General features: G+C 40.2%; 16 protein-coding genes. 11 read left to right on the plus strand and 5 right to left on the minus strand.

Going from position 1 to position 18335, the window contains the following annotated elements; genetic code table 11:
* The first annotated feature begins 63 nt into the window (after positions 1–63).
* The 4 genes from PGW42_RS11785 to PGW42_RS11800 all read left to right on the plus strand — a co-directional run bounded on the left by PGW42_RS11785 (position 64) and on the right by PGW42_RS11800 (position 4043).
* Entirely contained in the window at positions 64–1572 is a 1509-nt protein-coding gene (locus PGW42_RS11785) for a sugar ABC transporter ATP-binding protein (RefSeq protein ID WP_270202993.1), read from the plus strand.
* Between the two features lie 11 nt (positions 1573–1583).
* Complete coding sequence (locus tag PGW42_RS11790; RefSeq protein ID WP_117557297.1) at positions 1584–2549, plus strand: ABC transporter permease; 966 nt, start codon at positions 1584–1586, stop codon at positions 2547–2549.
* A gap of 224 nt (positions 2550–2773) precedes the next feature.
* Positions 2774–2911: a hypothetical protein gene (locus tag PGW42_RS11795; protein WP_022219980.1), complete on the plus strand. Its 138-nt coding sequence runs from the start codon at positions 2774–2776 to the stop codon at positions 2909–2911.
* A 196-nt stretch (positions 2912–3107) separates the two neighbouring features.
* A complete protein-coding gene (locus tag PGW42_RS11800) occupies positions 3108–4043 on the plus strand; it encodes a GTP-binding protein (protein ID WP_118218595.1) in 936 nt (311 codons plus the stop codon).
* A gap of 142 nt (positions 4044–4185) precedes the next feature.
* On the opposite strand, the gene PGW42_RS11805 is transcribed toward PGW42_RS11800, so the two are convergent.
* From PGW42_RS11805 to PGW42_RS11825, 5 genes are read right to left on the minus strand one after another with little or no spacing between them, the layout of a single operon-like run.
* Positions 4186–5724 carry a serine hydrolase domain-containing protein gene (locus PGW42_RS11805; RefSeq protein ID WP_270202994.1) on the minus strand — a complete coding sequence of 513 codons (1539 nt, stop codon included), beginning with the start codon at positions 5722–5724 and terminating at the stop codon, positions 4186–4188.
* 24 nt (positions 5725–5748) lie between these two features.
* Positions 5749–6747: a dipeptidase gene (locus PGW42_RS11810; protein ID WP_270202995.1), complete on the minus strand. Its 999-nt coding sequence runs from the start codon at positions 6745–6747 to the stop codon at positions 5749–5751.
* A gap of 13 nt (positions 6748–6760) precedes the next feature.
* Positions 6761–7354 carry a helix-turn-helix domain-containing protein gene (locus tag PGW42_RS11815; protein WP_117836131.1) on the minus strand — a complete coding sequence of 198 codons (594 nt, stop codon included), beginning with the start codon at positions 7352–7354 and terminating at the stop codon, positions 6761–6763.
* A gap of 36 nt (positions 7355–7390) precedes the next feature.
* A complete protein-coding gene (locus PGW42_RS11820) occupies positions 7391–8554 on the minus strand; it encodes a MalY/PatB family protein (protein WP_270202996.1) in 1164 nt (387 codons plus the stop codon).
* Positions 8555–8577: 23 nt separating this feature from the next.
* Positions 8578–9432 (minus strand): M55 family metallopeptidase, encoded by an 855-nt coding sequence (locus PGW42_RS11825; protein WP_270202997.1) that lies wholly within the window; start codon positions 9430–9432, stop codon positions 8578–8580.
* A 221-nt stretch (positions 9433–9653) separates the two neighbouring features.
* On the opposite strand from PGW42_RS11825, the gene PGW42_RS11830 reads away from it, so the two are divergent.
* The 7 genes from PGW42_RS11830 to PGW42_RS11860 all read left to right on the plus strand — a co-directional run bounded on the left by PGW42_RS11830 (position 9654) and on the right by PGW42_RS11860 (position 18246).
* Positions 9654–11390, plus strand: coding sequence for a peptide ABC transporter substrate-binding protein (locus PGW42_RS11830; protein ID WP_117824448.1), 1737 nt, complete (start codon positions 9654–9656; stop codon positions 11388–11390).
* A 68-nt stretch (positions 11391–11458) separates the two neighbouring features.
* Positions 11459–12376 (plus strand): ABC transporter permease, encoded by a 918-nt coding sequence (locus PGW42_RS11835; RefSeq protein WP_117824449.1) that lies wholly within the window; start codon positions 11459–11461, stop codon positions 12374–12376.
* Positions 12377–12391: 15 nt separating this feature from the next.
* Positions 12392–13729: an ABC transporter permease gene (locus PGW42_RS11840; RefSeq protein ID WP_117824450.1), complete on the plus strand. Its 1338-nt coding sequence runs from the start codon at positions 12392–12394 to the stop codon at positions 13727–13729.
* 14 nt (positions 13730–13743) lie between these two features.
* On the plus strand, positions 13744–14775 hold the full coding sequence (locus PGW42_RS11845; protein WP_173825205.1) for an ABC transporter ATP-binding protein: 1032 nt from the start codon (positions 13744–13746) through the stop codon (positions 14773–14775).
* Complete coding sequence (locus PGW42_RS11850) at positions 14765–15742, plus strand: ABC transporter ATP-binding protein (protein WP_008373311.1); 978 nt, start codon at positions 14765–14767, stop codon at positions 15740–15742. The genes PGW42_RS11845 and PGW42_RS11850 overlap by 11 nt, the downstream gene beginning before the upstream one ends.
* Before the next feature lie 26 nt (positions 15743–15768).
* Positions 15769–16950: a MalY/PatB family protein gene (locus PGW42_RS11855; protein WP_117836124.1), complete on the plus strand. Its 1182-nt coding sequence runs from the start codon at positions 15769–15771 to the stop codon at positions 16948–16950.
* 18 nt (positions 16951–16968) lie between these two features.
* Positions 16969–18246 carry an L-cysteine desulfidase family protein gene (locus PGW42_RS11860; RefSeq protein ID WP_117836122.1) on the plus strand — a complete coding sequence of 426 codons (1278 nt, stop codon included), beginning with the start codon at positions 16969–16971 and terminating at the stop codon, positions 18244–18246.
* The last annotated feature ends 89 nt before the right edge of the window (positions 18247–18335 follow it).

The following is an 18335-nucleotide window of genomic DNA, read 5'->3' on the forward strand; positions in this document are numbered from 1 at the left end:
GAATAAAGGATTGATGTAAGGGGCGGTTTACATCGCCCCTTACTTATAGAAGAGGTATGGGTTATGCAGGACACGATTTTAAAAATTCAAAATATCAGTAAATTCTATCCTGGTGTAACAGCACTTAATAACGTAAGTTTCGAGATCAAAGCCGGTGAAGCGAGAGCACTCTGCGGTGAGAACGGTGCTGGAAAGTCTACGTTGATAAAATGCATCATGGGTGTTGAAAGACCGGACGAAGGAAAAGTTTTAATGAATTACAATGGCGACTGGATTGAAAATACCAGTGCACTTGAAGCGCAGAGTCATGGAGTATATGCGAACTATCAGCATGTAAACATTGCGCCGGATCTCAGCATTGCTGAGAACTATTTCCTTGGCAGACAGCCAAGAACAAAATTAGGCATGGTTGACTGGAAGAAGATGTATGATGACAGTCAGAAAATTATCGATAAATTTGGGATGAATGTTGATCCTCGCCAGAAAATTTCGAGTCTGCCGATTGCTATGCAGGCAATGGTAACGATCAGTAAAATTTCTGTAAGCGATGATTTGAGAATAGTAATCTTCGATGAGCCGACAGCTCTTCTGGAGAACGAAAAGGTTGAAACGCTGTATAAGTTCATTGATGAACTGAAATCTAAAGGTGTAAGTATTATTTATATTTCACATCGTCTGGAAGAAGTCATGGATATCTGCGACAGTGTTACAATCCTGAAAGATGGAACTTATATTGAAACAAAACCGATCGAGGAAGTTACAAAAGACTCCCTGATCAAGATGATGGTAGGACGTGAACTTTCTGATATTTACAATATCAAACGGCAGAAACCGGGAAAAGAAATCCTCAGAGTTGAGAATTTCTCAGACAGTAAGCATTTCAAAAATATCAATTTTAATCTGCATGCAGGAGAAATTATAGGTTTTGCAGGACTTGTAGGTGCAGGACGAAGCGAGATCATGAGAGCCCTCTGTGGTGTAGAAAAGAGATTAAGCGGAGATGTCTATGTAAAAGGTAAAAAAGTTGAGATCAAGGATCCGGCAGGAGCGTTAAAAAATGGTATTGGATTCCTGACAGAGGACAGACGTGCAGACGGACTTGCCCTTGCCCTTCCAATCAAGACTAATATCAATATGAACTCTTATGAAATGATAAGCAAAGGTGGAATCATTTCTCTGAAGAAAGAAACAGAAAGAGCGGAAAAATATTCAAAAGATGTCCGCGTAAAAACACCGAGTGTTATGCAGCTTTCAGGTAACCTGTCAGGTGGTAACCAGCAGAAAGTCGTTATCGCGAAACTGCTTTGCAGAAATCCTGATATTCTGATTTTTGATGAGCCAACAGTTGGTGTCGATGTAGGAGCGAAGGAAGAGATCTACAAGATTATGGAAGAGCTTACTGCACAGGGCAAAGGTATCATTTTAATTTCTTCTTATCTGCCGGAGGTTATGGGATTATCAGATCGTCTGTTCGTAATGGCACAGGGAAGAATTACCGGAGAATTTAATTACGATGAAATAAAAGTACTGAAGGAAGAAGATGTCTTGAAGAAAGCATCTGTTGAGGGCTAAGGAGGATTATTATGGCTAAGGAAAATAAAATCAAAAAGACAAGTATATTCCAGCAAACAGAATTTACATTAGGTCTGATCATTGTCATTCTTTTTGTTGGTGCATCACTTTTTACAGATAACTTCTGTACACTTTATAATGTAACAAACTTAATGAAACAGTGCGCAATCATCGGTGTTATGGCTGCGGCACAGACCATGATCATTATCACAGGCGGAATCGATATCAGTGGTGGTGCAATCACAGGACTTTCTTGTATGGTTCTCGCATTACTGCAGAGAGATACACACATGAACATGTGGATTACGTTACTTATTGCGGTTATTATTGCGATTGCAGTTGGTTTCCTGAACGGAATTATCATTTATGATTTACAGGTTCCGCCAATGATCGCAACACTTGGTATGCAGACAATCGTTCGTGGTTTTGTAAAAATCATCAGTAACGCACTTACAGTTACAGGTATCGATCAGAGAATCCTGAGCATGGGAAATACAAACGTATTCGGAGTACTTCCGGTTCTGGCAATTATCTGGGCAATCGTAGCAGTTATTATCTGGTTCATCCTGAAATATGCAATCTTCGGACGTAGCCTCTATGTACTTGGTAGTGGTGTTGAAGTTGCAAAATTAAGTGGTATTAAAGTAAGAAAAATGTTCTATGCAACATATGCTGGAGCTGGTCTCCTTTATGGTATCGCAGGTATCATGCTTGCAGCACGTGTTCAGAGTGCTCTTCCAACCGGTGGTGAAGGATACGATATGAATGCAATCGCAGCAGCAGTAATCGGTGGCGCATCATTAGCAGGTGGTAAAGGAACCGTTACAGGTACAGTACTTGGTACAATCCTGATGGTACTTATCAACAACGCCGGTGTACAGTTCGGATTAAATACACATGTACTTGAAATTACAAGTGGTGTCCTGATCATCTTTGCTGTAACAATGGATATGCTGAAAAACAGAAAGAAAGCATAATTAAATACGAGAAAACTTTTTTCATGGGGGCTAGCCTTTTTGGGGTGGCTCCTTTTTATATTATGAGAAATAAATACCAGAGTCAGTGTTATTAACAGACATGCATTTAATTTTACAGACATGAAATTAGGTATAAATTTGGAAAGAATCATTGCGGACACGCATATAATAGTCAGGTACAGGAAATAATTCATCTGAATAAATGTAAGAAAGAGAGGCTGTTTATGGAAGAGCGGGATGATCTGGAACAGATGGCATTTATACAGAAGTGGAATGACGGAAAGGCAGAACGGGAGAAAAAGCGGGAGCAAATGTGGAATGGGATTCTGGAGAAGGCTGGGATAAAGAAAGAAGAAAAGTAAAAAGGAAAATGATTTTTTAGAAAAAATGAAAAGAACTCAAATAGGAACTCAAAATTTAAGTTTCTGTTTGAGTTCTTTATTTGAGTTCCTTTAAGAAATTAAAAAAATATGCTATTATCTTAAAAGTAGAGAGAAGGAAGTAAAATTACAGCAGAAAATTTTTGAAGAACTAAAAAATCAAAGGGGAAGATTAGCGATGGTAAAAATAGATTTAATCACCGGCTTCTTAGGTTCCGGCAAGACAACGTTTATTAAAAAATATGCAAAATATCTTCTGGATAAAGGAATGAACATTGGCATCCTTGAGAATGATTTTGGTGCGGTAAATGTAGATATGCTTCTTTTGCAGGACCTGATGGGAGATAACTGTGAGCTTGAAATGATTTCCGGTGGGTGCGACAAAGAGACGCACAGGCGGCGTTTCCGGACGAAGCTGATCGCAATGGGAATGTGCGGATATGACAGAGTAATTGTTGAACCGTCCGGGATTTATGATGTAGACGAATTTTTTGACGTTCTTCACGATGAACCACTGGATAAGTGGTATGAGATTGGCAATGTGATTGCGATCGTTGACGCAAAACTGGAGCCGGAATTGTCAGAAGAAGCAGACTATCTGCTTGCGTCCGAGGCTGCAAATGCAGGAAGCATTATCCTCAGCAGGGCAGAAGAAGCAACAAAAGAACAGATTGAAAATACAATTGAACATTTGAACAGAGCGCTTGAACAGGTTCAGTGCAAGCGAAGGCTGGATCAGGAAATCATGAGAAAAGATGGAGCAGAGCTTTCGGAAGAGGATTTTGATAAGATCTTAAAGGGCGGTTATGTTGCAGAAAATTATCGGAAGATGGATATAGATGAGAAAAAAGGTTTTGATTCGTTGTATTTTATGGAATTAAAAATTTCTGCAGATGAATTGAAGACGCAGGTTGCGAAGATGATGCAGGATCCGGAATGTGGCGGTATTTTCCGGGTGAAGGGATTTGTGAAAGATGATGCAGGAAGCTGGATGCAGCTGAATGCAACCGGTCATGAGATCAGTATGAAGCCGATCGGAGACGGGCAGGAGGTTGTGATCGTGATTGGGGAACAGTTGAAGGAAGATCGGATACGGAAGTATCTGGAGAATTAGAAAGTGTAAAAGAGCACATCAAAAGCGATGTGATCCGGTCAGTATGCTGAAAACAGTTTTGTTTGTGTAATACAGCTGTTATTGTATCCATAAGCAACAGGACGCATGAAAAAGCTTTCGTTTTTTCATGCGTCCTGTTAATTTATTGTTTTTGATAAATGATATGTTTTACACGACCGCCATCCATAATGATGGTATCATTTTCAGCTTTTACATACATTACAAGATTTGCATCCATTCGGAAGATAATACTTCCTGATCCTGATTGATAAAGTGTTGTTTTCCCATAACGACGCATATGGATTTCGCATGTATTTCCAACTTTCACTAATTTCATGAAGGAATCGGTTTCATCGTTGTAATAGGTTCCTTCCTGGAAAAGTGCCGGATCTGCAGGTTTGGCAGGGGTCAATGTAAGTACACGACCAGGAAGCCGATAAAGGATTCCGTTATCTGTGAAGTAGATCTTTTCATCCAATGAACCAATGCGATAACCGCCATCCTCTTCTTTTACCAGTTCTGTGCGGCACCATTCTCTTTGCATATAGAAAGTACCGTTTTGCTCTGTGATATCAACAAACATTGGATCATCCGGAAGTGCTGTCAGGAATACACCGCTGCGAGCGGGTGCATTTTCATGTTCCGGCACGACTGGTTCGGTACAATCCGGTAATCCGAGTACGATGCAGGCAGCTTTATCGGCAAGCTTAGACATTGCGTAAGTTGTGGTGTTACTGATCAGTACAAGCTCCAGTTCTTTTTCCGGAATGCAAATAATTTCACCACGGTATGCAGCATCGGCACCGCCATGTCCGAATACATCCAGACCATGAAGCTTATGGGTGATCAGTCCGCCGCAGTATTCAGCCGTTTTGCCATTGCTGAGAAGGACAGGTTTCTTCATAAGCTCGATAATTTCAGGATCGATCACATTTGGATGAATGTACTCATCTAATACTTTGCAGAGATCAGAAGCACAGGTATTTACAGAGGTTGGTCCGTAAAGTGCGTAGTTCAGTGGATTATAGTAGAAAGTATCATCGCCTTCGTCCTGGTAAGAGTAAGTAAGATCCGGAACAATCTGTGTAAAGCTTTCACGAACAAAAGAATGTGTCATTCCGAGTGGATTGAAAATACGTTCTTTTACAAACTGTGGGAAGCTCATTTGTGATAGCTTTTCAACGATAAGTGCCAATAAGTGGAACCCGGTGTTACTGTATAAATACTGTGACTGTGGTTCAAAGTTCAGCGATTTCTGAAGAGATATCGTTGTATTGATATCATCCATGTCAATCTGATCGTTGATCTTGATACCGCGTAAAAATAAGAGTTCCCATTGGTCGCGAAGTCCGCTGACATTATTCATCATCTGGCGGATCGTGATCGGTGTTTCAATGTTGATATATTCATCTAAATATTTTCTTATGTCGTCTTCTAAATCAAGTTTTCCTTCTTTCCAGAGAAGAAGAATAGACATAACAGTAAATTCTTTGGAAATCGATGCGACATGGAAAATACTTTCTTTATGGATTTTTAATTTATTTTCAAGATTTCCATATCCAAAACATTTTTCGTAAAGAGTGTTACCGTGCTGGCGAATCAATACCTGAGCGCCAGGGCAAAGACCGCGATCCCACATACGGAAAAGCTGATCTAATTGTTCTGTCATATTTGAATTCATTACAAAAATACTCCTTCTGATAAACTATTTTTTTAGGATTTTTTCGAATGCATAAAGCCAGTTTTTGCCTGCAAGCAGAGAAATCCGTTCATCTGAATAATTATGTTTCTTCATATCCTGCAAGAAATCCGGAATGTCCGCATGACCGCCGGAGAGAATGTCGAAAGGAAACTCCGGCATCAGGGATAAGTCTTGTGCGGAACTGTTCTTTAAGAAGAGATCGCAAAAGTCAAATCCGAAACCGACATGCTGTTCTCCCATTACCTCAATCATGTAATCTAAGTGTGCAAGCATTTGCCGGCGGTCAGGTGTGCTGTCGGCATCTGCATTAATGATACTGCAGGCATTCAGTCCCACAACACCGCCACGTCTGGCGATTTCTTTTAAATGCTCATCCTTCAAATTCCTGTTATTATGAGCAACTGCCCGTGCATTAGAATGCGATGCGATTAGTGGGCAGGAGGTAATGGATAAGACATCATCCACGCCCTCGTCACTTAAATGACTGAGATCAATGATCATGTTTAAGGATTCAGCTTCTTTTACAAGCATTTTTCCAAAGTCGGTCAGACCACCTTTTTTGGCGTTCCCGGTAAAATCACAGCCGTCAGCTGCCATATTTCTGCGGCTCCAGGTAAGTCCCAGTCCTCTTACGCCTGCGGCGTAGAAAGCATGTAACATGAGGCAGGAGCTTATCGGTTCTGCTCCTTCAAACGAGAGAAGGATACCGACTTTATTTTCCGAAGCGGCTTTTACAAAGTCATCTGCGCTCGTGCAAAGCATAAGAAGGTCCGGACTTTCGCTTATCTCACAGTGGAGAGCGGCAATCTGTTCCATAGCGATTGAAATACCTCCATAAGGCAGGTACTGGCTATCTACAAAGAGGGAGGCAACGACTCCCGTCACGTTTCCTTTTTTAAAAGCTGGATAGTATAATCTTTCAATGACCTTATGCTCGCCGTTTTTGCGGCGTACAGCGACATCACTGAGTAAGTCAAAATGTCCATCAATAATATATTTCATAATCGTGTTTTCCTTAATAAACTAATTGTGAAAAGTAAACAATTATAGTAGCTTCTTCATCTGATGTATTCATGTAGTTATGTAAACAATTTTTAGGAATATAGAAACTGTCACCCTCGTGGATTACATAAGTACTGTTATCCATACGGAGTTCCAGTTCCCCTTTCAGGAGCAGGAGACTCTCGTCATAATTACCATGTGAAATCATCTGCTCAGTCACCCAGGTGTTAGGGTTTAATCTCACAATAAGTCCGGTCATTTGTGCTTCTTTTGAGTCCGGAAGTTTAGAAGGTGTAAAAATGGAGTAGGAAACATCGATTTCCGGGATTTTCATTGGAATTCGTTTTTCTTTTCTCACTAAATAAGTTTCTTTTGAATTATTTTTCTCTTCAGATGACTCAACAGAGAGTTCAGAGTCACCCATGATTAACCATACTTCTGAACAATCTAAGCAGGCTGCAATTTTTCTAAGTGCTACGAGTGAAGGAGATTTTAAATCTCTTTCAATTTGTGATATATGACCTATTGTGTATCCGGTAGCTTCAGCTACCTCTTTGAGCGTGAGCCCTCTTTTTTTTCGCATTTCGCGAATTCGGCTTCCATACATGGTCCCGCCCCTCCTTTCGCAATTCAAGTATAAAAACTAGCAGTTTTTGATTGCTTTTTCAATACGGGTAAGAGCTTCCTGAAGTTGCGCGCGTGGACAGCCAATGTTTAATCGCATATAAGTGCTGCACTGGGCACCGAAACGATATCCAGGATTCATTTTTACCTTTGCTTTTTCTAAGAAAAATTGATTTAACTCGTCATTTTCCAGATTAAGTTTTGAACAATCAAGCCACAGAAGATATGTTCCTTCAGGTGACCAGACGCTGATTTCCGGAATATTTTCTCTGATATATTCCACGGTGAAATCTCTGTTAGCTTCGAGATATTGAAGCATTTCTGTAAGCCATTCCTCGCCTTTTGTATATGCGGCAGTCAACGCTGTCATACCGAAAACATTATCTCCTAGATCAAACGCATTATAGGTTGCGTCATACGCATTGTATAATTTCTTGTTCGGAATAACAACATAAGATTGACAAAGACCGGCAACATTAAAGGTTTTACTCGGTGCAAAAGCTGTGATTGTATGTTCCATAGCATATTCTGATACGGATGCCATCGGAGTATGGTGTTTTCCGCCATATACGAAATCGGCATGGATCTCATCTGAAATAATATACAGCTCATGGCGTTCGGCGATTTTAGCAACTTCCAAAAGCTCTTCTTTTGTCCATACACGACCAGCCGGATTATGAGGATTACACATCATGATCGCTTTGCAGCGGTTGTCGATCTGGGCTTCCAGACGCTCGAAGTTAATGGAATAACGTCCGTTTTCATCACAATCTAACTGGTGATTAATGATAACACGTCCATTTTCTTCAATCGAAGAGTAGAATGGATGATAAACAGGTGTCATGATCACAATACGATCCCCAGGTGTTGTCAGAGATAAAAGACTCATAACAAGAGCAGGAACAACGCCGGGACTGAAACCTAACCATTCGCTCTGGATATCCCAGTGATAACGTCTTCCTACCCAGGATACGATGGCATCTTTTAATTCTTTGCTGTGATGAGTATATCCATAAACAGGATGATCTAAACGTTTCTGCATTGCTTCGCGAATTTCCGGAGCTGCTGCAAAATCCATGTCTGCTACCCACATCGGAATGACATCTTCCGGAATATTGTATTCCCATTTATTACAAGATGTGCCGCGTCTGTCGATGATTTCATCAAAATTATATTTTCCCATTTTCTTTTTCTCCTTCGAAATTTTTAGTTAGCTGTTCCTGCAAGACCGGTAATTGCAGAGATGCCACATTCTAATTCATGCATGTTATCGCATGTGATTTCTACTTCTGTACCGCTTAAGCGTTTCATGCGAGGAATTTGTGCAACAGTGTCGGCCATTGCTGTTGATTTGAATTCAAATCCCAGTTTGATCGGAGTTGTAACTTCATATAAAGGAATTTTGCTCAAATCGGAATCAAGAACTTCCTTTACTGCAGAAATCGTGTTTTCCCTGAGAACTTTTTGCGGAGGGAATTTTGCTGCGTAGCGGGATAAAGCTTCTTTTGTTGTTACAAATTTTATCCATGGCATCATTTCTTTGTCTATAAGCTGTTTGCGAAGACCGGAATCACCGATGATAAGACCGACCGGAACCTTATAAGAAGCAGCAAGTGCTGCGTTCGTTGTGCTTTCGTTCATATAGGTCCCGTTGATCTTAAGGCTGGAAACAACTCTTCCGTAGAAGCTGTGATCCATATTGGCGAAATCTTCTCCCGGACCGGCATGATATCCGGCCAGAAATACAACATCGTAGGTTTCATCCAGGCAAGACATCATGTACTGTCTTCTTGGAGAACCGCTTACTAAGCTGATACGTTCATCCATCTGGCAAAGTTCATCATAAGAAAGGTTCGTTCCGCTTCCATGAGAATCAGAAATGGTGATTTCCCCGATTTCATCATTTCTGGAAGAAGCATGAATTCCTTCGATGATCCAGCGTACCTGATTGTGTAAAGCGCGGCGGAAGGAAGGAACCTCATCGCGTTCCTGGGATGGAGAAGTGATACCAGCCATTCCTTCCATGTCTACAGAAATGTAGATTTTTAGTGCTTTCTTCATAAGAAAATCCTCCTTTATGTAATTTATTTGTTTTCTTATAGAAAAACAAAACATACAGTTGTTGAAATATTATAAAACAATAAAAGAATGCTGTCAATATCTTGACATAATATACAAAAAGAATTATACTGTCAGTAATATTTATACTGTGAGTAAAAAACACAGAAAAAATCTTTTTCGTAAAACGAAACTCAAAAAAGGATGTAAAGGAGGAGAAATGTATGAAAAAGAAAAAATTAGCGTTGTTTTTAGCACTGACGATGGTTGTCGCTAGTTTTGCGGGGTGCGGTGGCAAAAAAGAAAAAGCTTCTGACAATGGATCAGCAAAACAGGAAGCAGAAACGGAAACTGAAGGATCAGAAGAGGGAAGATACCTTATGTGGAGATTGTATTCTGAACCAAAGCAGTGGGACCCAACGAACAACTCTGAATCTGTATCAGATGCGATTTGTAAGCAGTTGTTTGAAGGCCTCACCGTATCAACATCCGATGGCTTTAAACCGGGTATCGCGGAAAAATGGGATGTTTCAGAGGACGGAAAAACATATACATTCCATTTAAGAAAAGATGCGAAATGGTCAGACGGAAGTCCGGTGACAGCAAAAGACTTCGAATATTCCTGGAGAAGAATTTGTGATCCGGATTTTGCATCTGAAGCACTTCAGGCTATCACAGATTATGTTGTAGGTGCTACTGAATATTTTGAAGGAACAGGTGAGTATGATGATATCAAAGCAACAGCAATTGATGATTATACATTTGAAGTTGTTTTGAAGAATGCAACACCGTTCTTCCCGCAGTTAGTTGCCAATGACGTTTATCTTCCTATTAAAAAAGAAGCAGTGGAAGCAGCAGGTGAAGGATGGGAGAAGAAACCGGAATCAGCAATCAGTAACGGAGCATTCTACTTAGAAGAATATCAGGTTGGATCTCATTTATTACTGAAAAAGAATCCTTACTACTATGCAGCAGACGAAGTAAAACTTCCTGGTATCAAAGCAGTATTTATTACAGATGATAATACCGCATATCAGGCATATCAGGCAGGTGAGATCGATGTTATGGATCACCTTCCGGCAGAACAGATTCCACAGATTGTTGCTGAAGATCCATATGTAATTGTCAGTGCCGATACAGGAGCACAGTTCCTGAATTTCAACGTAGATAAAGCACCATTTGATAATGTTCATGTAAGAAAAGCAGTTGCCAAGGCAATCGACAGAAAGCAGATCACAGAACAGGTATTAAAAGATGGTTCTATCCCGGCAAGTAACTTTATCGCTCCGACATGTCAGAAAACAGATGGAACACATTTTCGTGAACTTGAAGCAGATGGATATCCGGCAGAAGAATATGGAATCGATCCGCGTCAGGCTAAGGTAGAAGATGCGCAGGCAGAACTTGCGGAAGCAGGTTATCCAAACGGAGAGGGCTTTCCGGAGGTGGAAATCACATATGCGAATACTGAAAAGAACAAGAGACTTTGTGAAGCAATTCAGCAGATGCTGGAAACAAATTTAAATATCAAAGTTAAACTCCGCGCAGAAGAATCAAGTGTATTCAGCTCTACAAAGAGTAAAGGTGATTATCAGATGGCTCCTGGTGGCTGGACAAATAACCCATACGATGCAAGTGGACTTATTAAACTTTTCTATTCTCAGAATGGTAATAATACATGCCAGTGGAGATGGAGAGAATACAAAGGCGCTCCGAACGATACAACATTAAATCCTGGTAACAAAGCATTTGATGAAGCATTTGATAAAGCAATGGCTTCATTAGGCGAAGAAAGAGATGCAGCCTGGGAAGAAGCGAATAAAGCACTTATGGATGATATGCCGATCACAGCACTTTATTATCCGTCATTTGTGGCTCTTGTAAATGAAGATCAGGTAGAAAACGTTGAACTTACATTGGGCAATTCATTTATGTTCAGCCATGCTGAAATCGTTGAGTAGTTGTTGACTTTAGGAAGACCGAAAAGTACCTTGCTTTTCGGTCTCCCTATTATTAGAGGAGAAGTAATATGCTGAGATATATAGCGAAAAGAGTACTTTCTGCGATTATTACGATCTGGTTCATTATGACACTGACATTTACATTAATGAATGCAATTCCAGGTGACCCATTTGCCAGCGAGAAAATGAACGATCCGGTAATTATTGCAAATATGAAAGCAAAATATGGTCTTGATAAACCGTTTATTGAACAATATGGAACATATATGCGGAACTATATGCATGGGGATTTTGGTATTTCCTTTATGAAAAAAGGAATCACAACCAATGATATTATTTCAGCAGGATTTCCATATTCTTTAGCAATCGGTATTTGGGCTTCGTTAGTTATTTTAGGTTTCGGAATATTTTTTGGTATTATTGCCGCATTGAGGCAAAATAAATTTGTAGATCGAGTCTTGATGGTGCTATCAACCCTAGGGGCGACAATCCCAAGCTTTGTATTTGCAACAGGATTCTTATATCTGTTCAGCAAGATTTTAGGATGGGTACCATCGTTTGGTGTGAATAGCTGGAAGGGATATATTGGACCGGTTATTGTCAGCGCATTATTCTCACTTGCGTATGTTGTACGACTGACAAGAACTTCCACATTAGATGTTTTGAATCAGGATTATATTCGTACAGCAAGGGCAAAGGGACTTCCTGAATGGAAGGTACTTGGAAAACATGCATTAAGAAATGCATTGCTTCCGGTTGTAACTTATATCGGACCAATGTTTGCTGCATTGATTACAGGATCTTTCGTAGTAGAAAAGGTATTTGGTATTCCTGGAATCGGAAACTTATTTACAAACAGTATCCTTAACCGAGACTATACATTGATTATGGGTATTACTGTATTTTTCTCAGTTATTCTTGTAATCTGCATTTTAGTAGTCGATATTCTGTATGTATTAATTGACCCACGTATTAAATATCAGTAAAACAGGTGAGAAAATATGAGCGAAAAAAATAACGTTATCTCTCCGGAATTATGGGCACCGTTGGAACAGGAAGAAAAAAATGCTGAGAAAATGGAAAGGCCTAGTCTTACTTTTTTACAAGACGGATGGAGAAGATTAAAATCCAATAAAATAGCGATCCTTTCTTTGATCGTAATTGCTTTGATTACAATCGGAGCTATTTTTATCCCAATGTTTTGGAAATATGATTATAAGACACAGAATCTGGAATTAGCGAATATTCCGGATGTAATGAAAGTATATCCGCTTGACAACGGAAAAAATATTTATGTAACACCACAGTATACAGTTGTTGTGGTTGACAAAAAAGGAAATCTTGAAGGACTTGCAGAAGTAAAGAATAAAGATGTCAATGGAAAGAAAAATTTCTTTACGGTCGGAAACAGTGAAATCTGTGTTGATTATAGTGGTTATTCAGATGCAAGTAAAGAGTATAAAAAATTAGAAAAGAAAGCAGCAAAAAAAGATTTAGATACAGTAGCGATCAAAGGAATTAAATATCTTGAAAACTATTATGCAGGAAGCGATGTGACAGAGGTTACAATTGAAGAAGCCAAAAGTATTTTGGAAAACAAGATAGAAAGAACAGTGATCACTTGTGATGGTGAGAAGCTCACAAAGCAGGAGAAGATAAAAAATAAAACTTATCTGCTTGGAACAGATGGTCTTGGGAGAGATTTGTTTATCCGTATTGTATATGGTGCACGTATTTCTCTTTTGGTTGGTCTGTTTGCGGCATTTATCAACTTTGTGGTTGGTGTATTCTACGGCGCGATTGCAGGTTACTGCGGTGGAACAGTTGATAATATCATGATGCGTATTATTGACGTTCTGGACTCCATTCCGATGACGCTGTATGTTATTTTGATCATGGTTGTAGTAGGACCTGGTATTTCTTCCATCATTATTGCATTAGGTTTGACATTCTGGGTTAAAATGGCCCGTATCGTCAGAGGGCAGGTTCTGACGCTGAAACAGCAGGAATTTGTTAAAGCTGCCATCGTAACAGGAGCAGATACAAAGAGGATTATTGTGAAACACCTAATCCCGAATATGATGGGACCTATCATGGTAAATATGGCAATGCAGATTCCAAGTGCAATTTTCAATGAAGCATTCCTGAGCTTCGTAGGTCTTGGTATTTCTGCACCGATGGCTTCCTGGGGTACTTTGTGTAATGACGCTTTAGCAGGAATTTATGTATATCCATATCAGATGGTATATCCGGCGATTGCCATTTCAGTTACAATCCTTACATTCAACTTATTAAGTGATGGTTTAAGAGATGCATTCGATCCAAAACAGCGTAAATAAGGAGGAAAAAGCAAATGAGTGAAAAATTATTAGATGTAAAAAATTTACATACCTCTTTCTTTACGCATTTAGGAGAGGTGCAGGCGATCCGTGATGTTAGTTTTGGATTAGATAAAGGCGAGATCATTGGTATTGTAGGTGAATCAGGCAGTGGGAAGAGTGTTACGTCACTTTCTATTATGGGACTGCTTGCATATCCGGGAAGAGTAAAAGACGGGGAGATTCTCTTTAACGGAGAAGATCTTTTGAAGAAGAAAAAAAGTGAGATGCGTAAGATTCAGGGGGATCACATTGCTATGATCTTCCAGGATCCGATGACATCATTGAATCCGTTATTTAAAATTGGTGATCAGATTACAGAAGCCATTCTGACACATCATAAAATTAAAAAAGAAGATGCAAAAAAACGTGCACTTGAAATGTTGAAACTGGTAGGTATTCCTTCACCGGAAAAAAGATTTCATTCCTACCCACATGAGTTTTCAGGCGGTATGAGACAGAGAGCAATGATTGCGATGGCACTTTCTTGTGAGCCAGAGCTTCTGATTGCGGATGAGCCGACAACGGCACTGGATGTTACCATTCAGGCACAGGTACTGTCTCTTATGAAAGAATTAAATGAAAGACTGGGAACAGCTACTATTTTGATCACACATAACTTAGGATGTGCATCAAGTATCTGCGATAGAATCATCGTTATGTATGGTGGAAAGATTATGGAGGAAGGAACAACGGAAGAAATTTTCTATGAACCGCATCATCCATATACGATGGGACTTTTGAACTCTGTACCAAAGGTAACCGGAGAGGCATCTAAAGAGAGACTGGTTCCGATTCTTGGAACACCGCCGGATATGCTTCATCCACCGACAGGATGTCCGTTTTATCCGCGCTGCAAATATGCAATGAAAGTATGTGCATCTATGCCGGTGCCGGAACAGTATATCAGTGATACACATCGTGTAAGCTGTTTTATGTGCCATCCGCAGGCACCTCGGAACGAAGAGTACGAAAGTCAGAAAGGAGGAATCCGACATGCCAAATAATACACTTCTGGAAGTAAAAGACCTGAAAATGTATTTTGAGAATAAAAAAGGATTTTTAGGTAAAAAAATCGAGTATGTAAAAGCAGTGGACGGAGTTTCCTTCAAAATTCAAAAGGGAGAAACAATCGGACTTGTAGGAGAGTCCGGATGTGGAAAATCTACAACCGGATATTCCATCATGCGTCTCTATAAACCGACAGCAGGAGAAATCATATTTGATGGGAAAGATATTGCACAGTTGAGCGCAGCCGAAGTATGGCCATATAGAAAAAGAATGCAGATGATCTTTCAGGATCCATATGCATCTCTGAATCCTCGTATGACGGTTTCAGATATTATCGGTGAGCCACTGGATATTTATCATCTTTATGAAGGTAAGGAAAGACAGGAACGCATCTATGAATTGTTGAATACAGTTGGTCTTGGAAAAGACCATGCCAGCCGTTATCCTCATGAATTTTCAGGTGGACAAAGGCAGCGTGTCGGGATTGCAAGAGCACTTGCGGTAAATCCGGATTTTGTAGTCTGCGATGAGCCTATTTCGGCACTTGATGTCAGTATTCAGGCACAGGTAGTAAATATGCTTGAAGATCTGCAGGCAAGTCTTGGACTTACTTATTTGTTTATTGCACATGATCTTTCTATGGTCAGACATATTTCCCAAAAAGTAGGTGTTATGTATCTTGGATCTCTGGTAGAATTTGCGGAGACAGAAGAATTGTACGAACAGACACTGCACCCATATACAAAAGCATTGATGTCAGCGGTTCCTGAACTTGATCCTGCGATCAGTAAAACTAAGAAACCGGTTATGCTGCAAGGGGATGTCCCAAGTCCGATTGATACACCGGTTGGATGTAAATTTGCATCCAGATGCCCATATGCTACCAAACGCTGTCATGAAGAAAGACCAATCTTCAGAAACGTTGGAAATGAACATTATGTAGCCTGTCATCTGGTAGAATAATGCATAATTAAAGAGGAAATGAAAATATGAAATACAATTTTGATGAGCCTGTTGACAGAAGCAAAAACCGTTCTGCAAAATATGATGAAAGGGTAAAGAATTTTGGGACAGATGATGTGATTCCGCTTTGGATTGCAGATATGGATTTCAAGACAGCGCAGCCTATTATTGATGCATGTAAAAAGAAAGCGGAAGAAGGAATCTGGGGTTATACATCCCGCCCAGATAGTTATTTTAAAGCGTATGCCGACTGGCAGTTAAGAAGAAACGGATGGGCACTTGATACAAACTTATGTAGCTGGTGTTTAGGTGTGGTTCCGGCTCTTGCAGCGATCATTAAGCTATTTACAAAGAAAGAAGAAAAGGTTTTAATTCAGCCACCGGTTTATCCGGAATTTTTCGAAATCACAGAAAATACAGGGAGAGAACTTGTACAAAATAACTTTCTTGAGCATGACGGAGTGTGGGAAGTAGATTTTGAAGATTTTGAAAAGCAGGTAAAAGATCCCGCAGTGAAACTCTTCATTTTATGTAATCCACATAATCCGCTTGGACGCGTATGGTCCCAAGATGAGCTGTCTAAAATGCTGACACTTTGCTTTGAAAATGATGTTCAGGTAGTTTCGGATGAAATTCATTCGGATCTCATATTTCATGGAAAAAAACATATTCCGGCAGCAATTGTTGTCCCAGAAGCAGCTGATAAGGTGATCACATGTATTTCCGTGACAAAAACATTTAACCTGGCAGGACTTCAGGCATCAACCACGGTATTCCCAAATCTGGAAATGAAGAAAAAGTTCGACGGATATTGGGGTGGAATGGATATACATAGAAACAATGCGTTTAGTTCTGTTGCAATGGAAGCAGCATTGAATGAGGGCGAAGAGTGGTTGGAACAACTCCTTGCGTATATTTCTGGAAATCTTGATTATATATGTGATTATTTTGAAAAAAAGATTCCTCTGATCAAAGCAAATATGCCGGATGCAACCTATCTTGTGTGGCTGGACTGCAGAGCACTGCATATGGATAATGAAGAATTAAAGGATTTTATGATTTATAAGGCAGGGCTTGGATTAAATGACGGTTCGTCTTTTACAAGGACAATGAACGGCTTTATGCGGTTGAATGCAGCTTGTCCGAGAGCTGTTTTGGAGAAAGCTTTAAAGCAATTAGAGGATGCAGTCAATAATCTGAATATCTGATTAGAGGAGAAAAAGAAAATGCATGAATTAACACAATTAATTAAAGAGGATATGCGTCCGGCTCTTGGGGTAACAGAGCCGGGAGCGATCGCGTATGCGGTTTCAAAGGCAAAATCTTATGTTCCGGGAGAACTGGAACAGGTTACGCTTTTACTAAATAGTGGAATGTATAAAAATGCATATACATGTGGTATTCCGAACAGTCATTTTTACGGAAATGAATACGCAGCAGCTTTAGGGGCGGTAGCAGGAAAACCGGAAAAAGAGCTGGAGAGCCTTGCTAATGTAACAGAAGCCGACAATGTGGCAGCAGAGCAATTGGTAAAAGACGGAAAAATCGTTGTGAAAATGAGCGAGATTACGAGTCGTATTTTTATCGAAGCCCGCGTAAAGACAACAGGCGGAGAGGCTATGGTTCGGATCCGCGATGCACATACAAATATTGTTCGTATTGAGGCAAATGGAGAGGTGCTTCTTGAGAAGGAAGAAGCTTCTGTGGAAGGTGGACACGAAGAAAAACCATTGATCCACAATTATACATTAAAACAGATTTACGAATACGCAAAAGAAGTTCCGGCAGAGGAAATTGAATTTATCAAGGCTGCCTATGAGATGAACTATGCTCTTTTTGAAGAAGGAATCCAGAACCCGAGAACAACCTATGCACGGTATCTGCTTGAGAAAAATGGCGGAAAGATTATTTCGGATAATGAGTTAAAGACTGCATCTTTACTTTGCAATGCAGCAATTGAGGCCCGTGTGATCGGACTTGACAGACCAGCCATGAGCATTACCGGTTCCGGGGCACATGGAATCATTGCAACCATGCCTCTTTACGGTGTTTGCAAGATCCGCGGATTAAGCGATGAAACCTTATATCGTGCCACCGCATTAAGCTATCTCATCTGCATGTATATCAAAGAATATTCCGGTAAGCTTTCTGCTTTCTGTGGCTGCGGCATTGCTGCCGGTACAGGAATGGCCTGTGCGTTGGTTTTCCTTCATGGAGGTGATGAGCATGCAATGGCAAGAACGATCAACAACATGTCCAGCAGTATTACCGGTATGATCTGTCATGGCGGAAATAAGGGCTGTACGATGAAAGGTGTTGTGGCAGTGAACGCTGCATTCCAATCGGCAGACTTTGCGATGCATGATATTTTTATTGATGATATTCATGGAATCAATGGTTTTACACCGGAAGATACGATGCGGCATATGGGAGAAATCGCTTCGCCAGGCATGATTGGAACTGAGAAGACAATCGTGGATATTCTGCAGGAAAAAGGAGAATAGAAGATAGAAAAAGAAAAAGCCTTTGAATTGTGAACTGCTTCCCGTCAAGTAGACAATTAAAAAAATAAAATTTATTTCTGCCACTAGAT

It is taken from the genome of Coprococcus sp. TM115-187, assembly GCF_027679115.1.
In the GTDB taxonomy this organism is placed as follows: domain Bacteria; phylum Bacillota; class Clostridia; order Lachnospirales; family Lachnospiraceae; genus Allocoprococcus; species Allocoprococcus comes.

Coding starts and splice junctions, on each gene's coding strand:
- PGW42_RS11785 (WP_270202993.1), top strand. CDS start 64: ATGCAGGACACGATTTTAAAAATTCAAAATATCAGTAAATTCTATCCT.
- PGW42_RS11825 (WP_270202997.1), bottom strand. CDS start 9,432: ATGAAGAAAGCACTAAAAATCTACATTTCTGTAGACATGGAAGGAATG.
- PGW42_RS11860 (WP_117836122.1), top strand. CDS start 16,969: ATGCATGAATTAACACAATTAATTAAAGAGGATATGCGTCCGGCTCTT.
- PGW42_RS11850 (WP_008373311.1), top strand. CDS start 14,765: ATGCCAAATAATACACTTCTGGAAGTAAAAGACCTGAAAATGTATTTT.
- PGW42_RS11800 (WP_118218595.1), top strand. CDS start 3,108: ATGGTAAAAATAGATTTAATCACCGGCTTCTTAGGTTCCGGCAAGACA.
- PGW42_RS11830 (WP_117824448.1), top strand. CDS start 9,654: ATGAAAAAGAAAAAATTAGCGTTGTTTTTAGCACTGACGATGGTTGTC.
- PGW42_RS11855 (WP_117836124.1), top strand. CDS start 15,769: ATGAAATACAATTTTGATGAGCCTGTTGACAGAAGCAAAAACCGTTCT.
- PGW42_RS11815 (WP_117836131.1), bottom strand. CDS start 7,354: ATGTATGGAAGCCGAATTCGCGAAATGCGAAAAAAAAGAGGGCTCACG.
- PGW42_RS11840 (WP_117824450.1), top strand. CDS start 12,392: ATGAGCGAAAAAAATAACGTTATCTCTCCGGAATTATGGGCACCGTTG.
- PGW42_RS11810 (WP_270202995.1), bottom strand. CDS start 6,747: ATGAAATATATTATTGATGGACATTTTGACTTACTCAGTGATGTCGCT.
- PGW42_RS11805 (WP_270202994.1), bottom strand. CDS start 5,724: ATGAATTCAAATATGACAGAACAATTAGATCAGCTTTTCCGTATGTGG.
- PGW42_RS11790 (WP_117557297.1), top strand. CDS start 1,584: ATGGCTAAGGAAAATAAAATCAAAAAGACAAGTATATTCCAGCAAACA.
- PGW42_RS11795 (WP_022219980.1), top strand. CDS start 2,774: ATGGAAGAGCGGGATGATCTGGAACAGATGGCATTTATACAGAAGTGG.
- PGW42_RS11820 (WP_270202996.1), bottom strand. CDS start 8,554: ATGGGAAAATATAATTTTGATGAAATCATCGACAGACGCGGCACATCT.
- PGW42_RS11835 (WP_117824449.1), top strand. CDS start 11,459: ATGCTGAGATATATAGCGAAAAGAGTACTTTCTGCGATTATTACGATC.
- PGW42_RS11845 (WP_173825205.1), top strand. CDS start 13,744: ATGAGTGAAAAATTATTAGATGTAAAAAATTTACATACCTCTTTCTTT.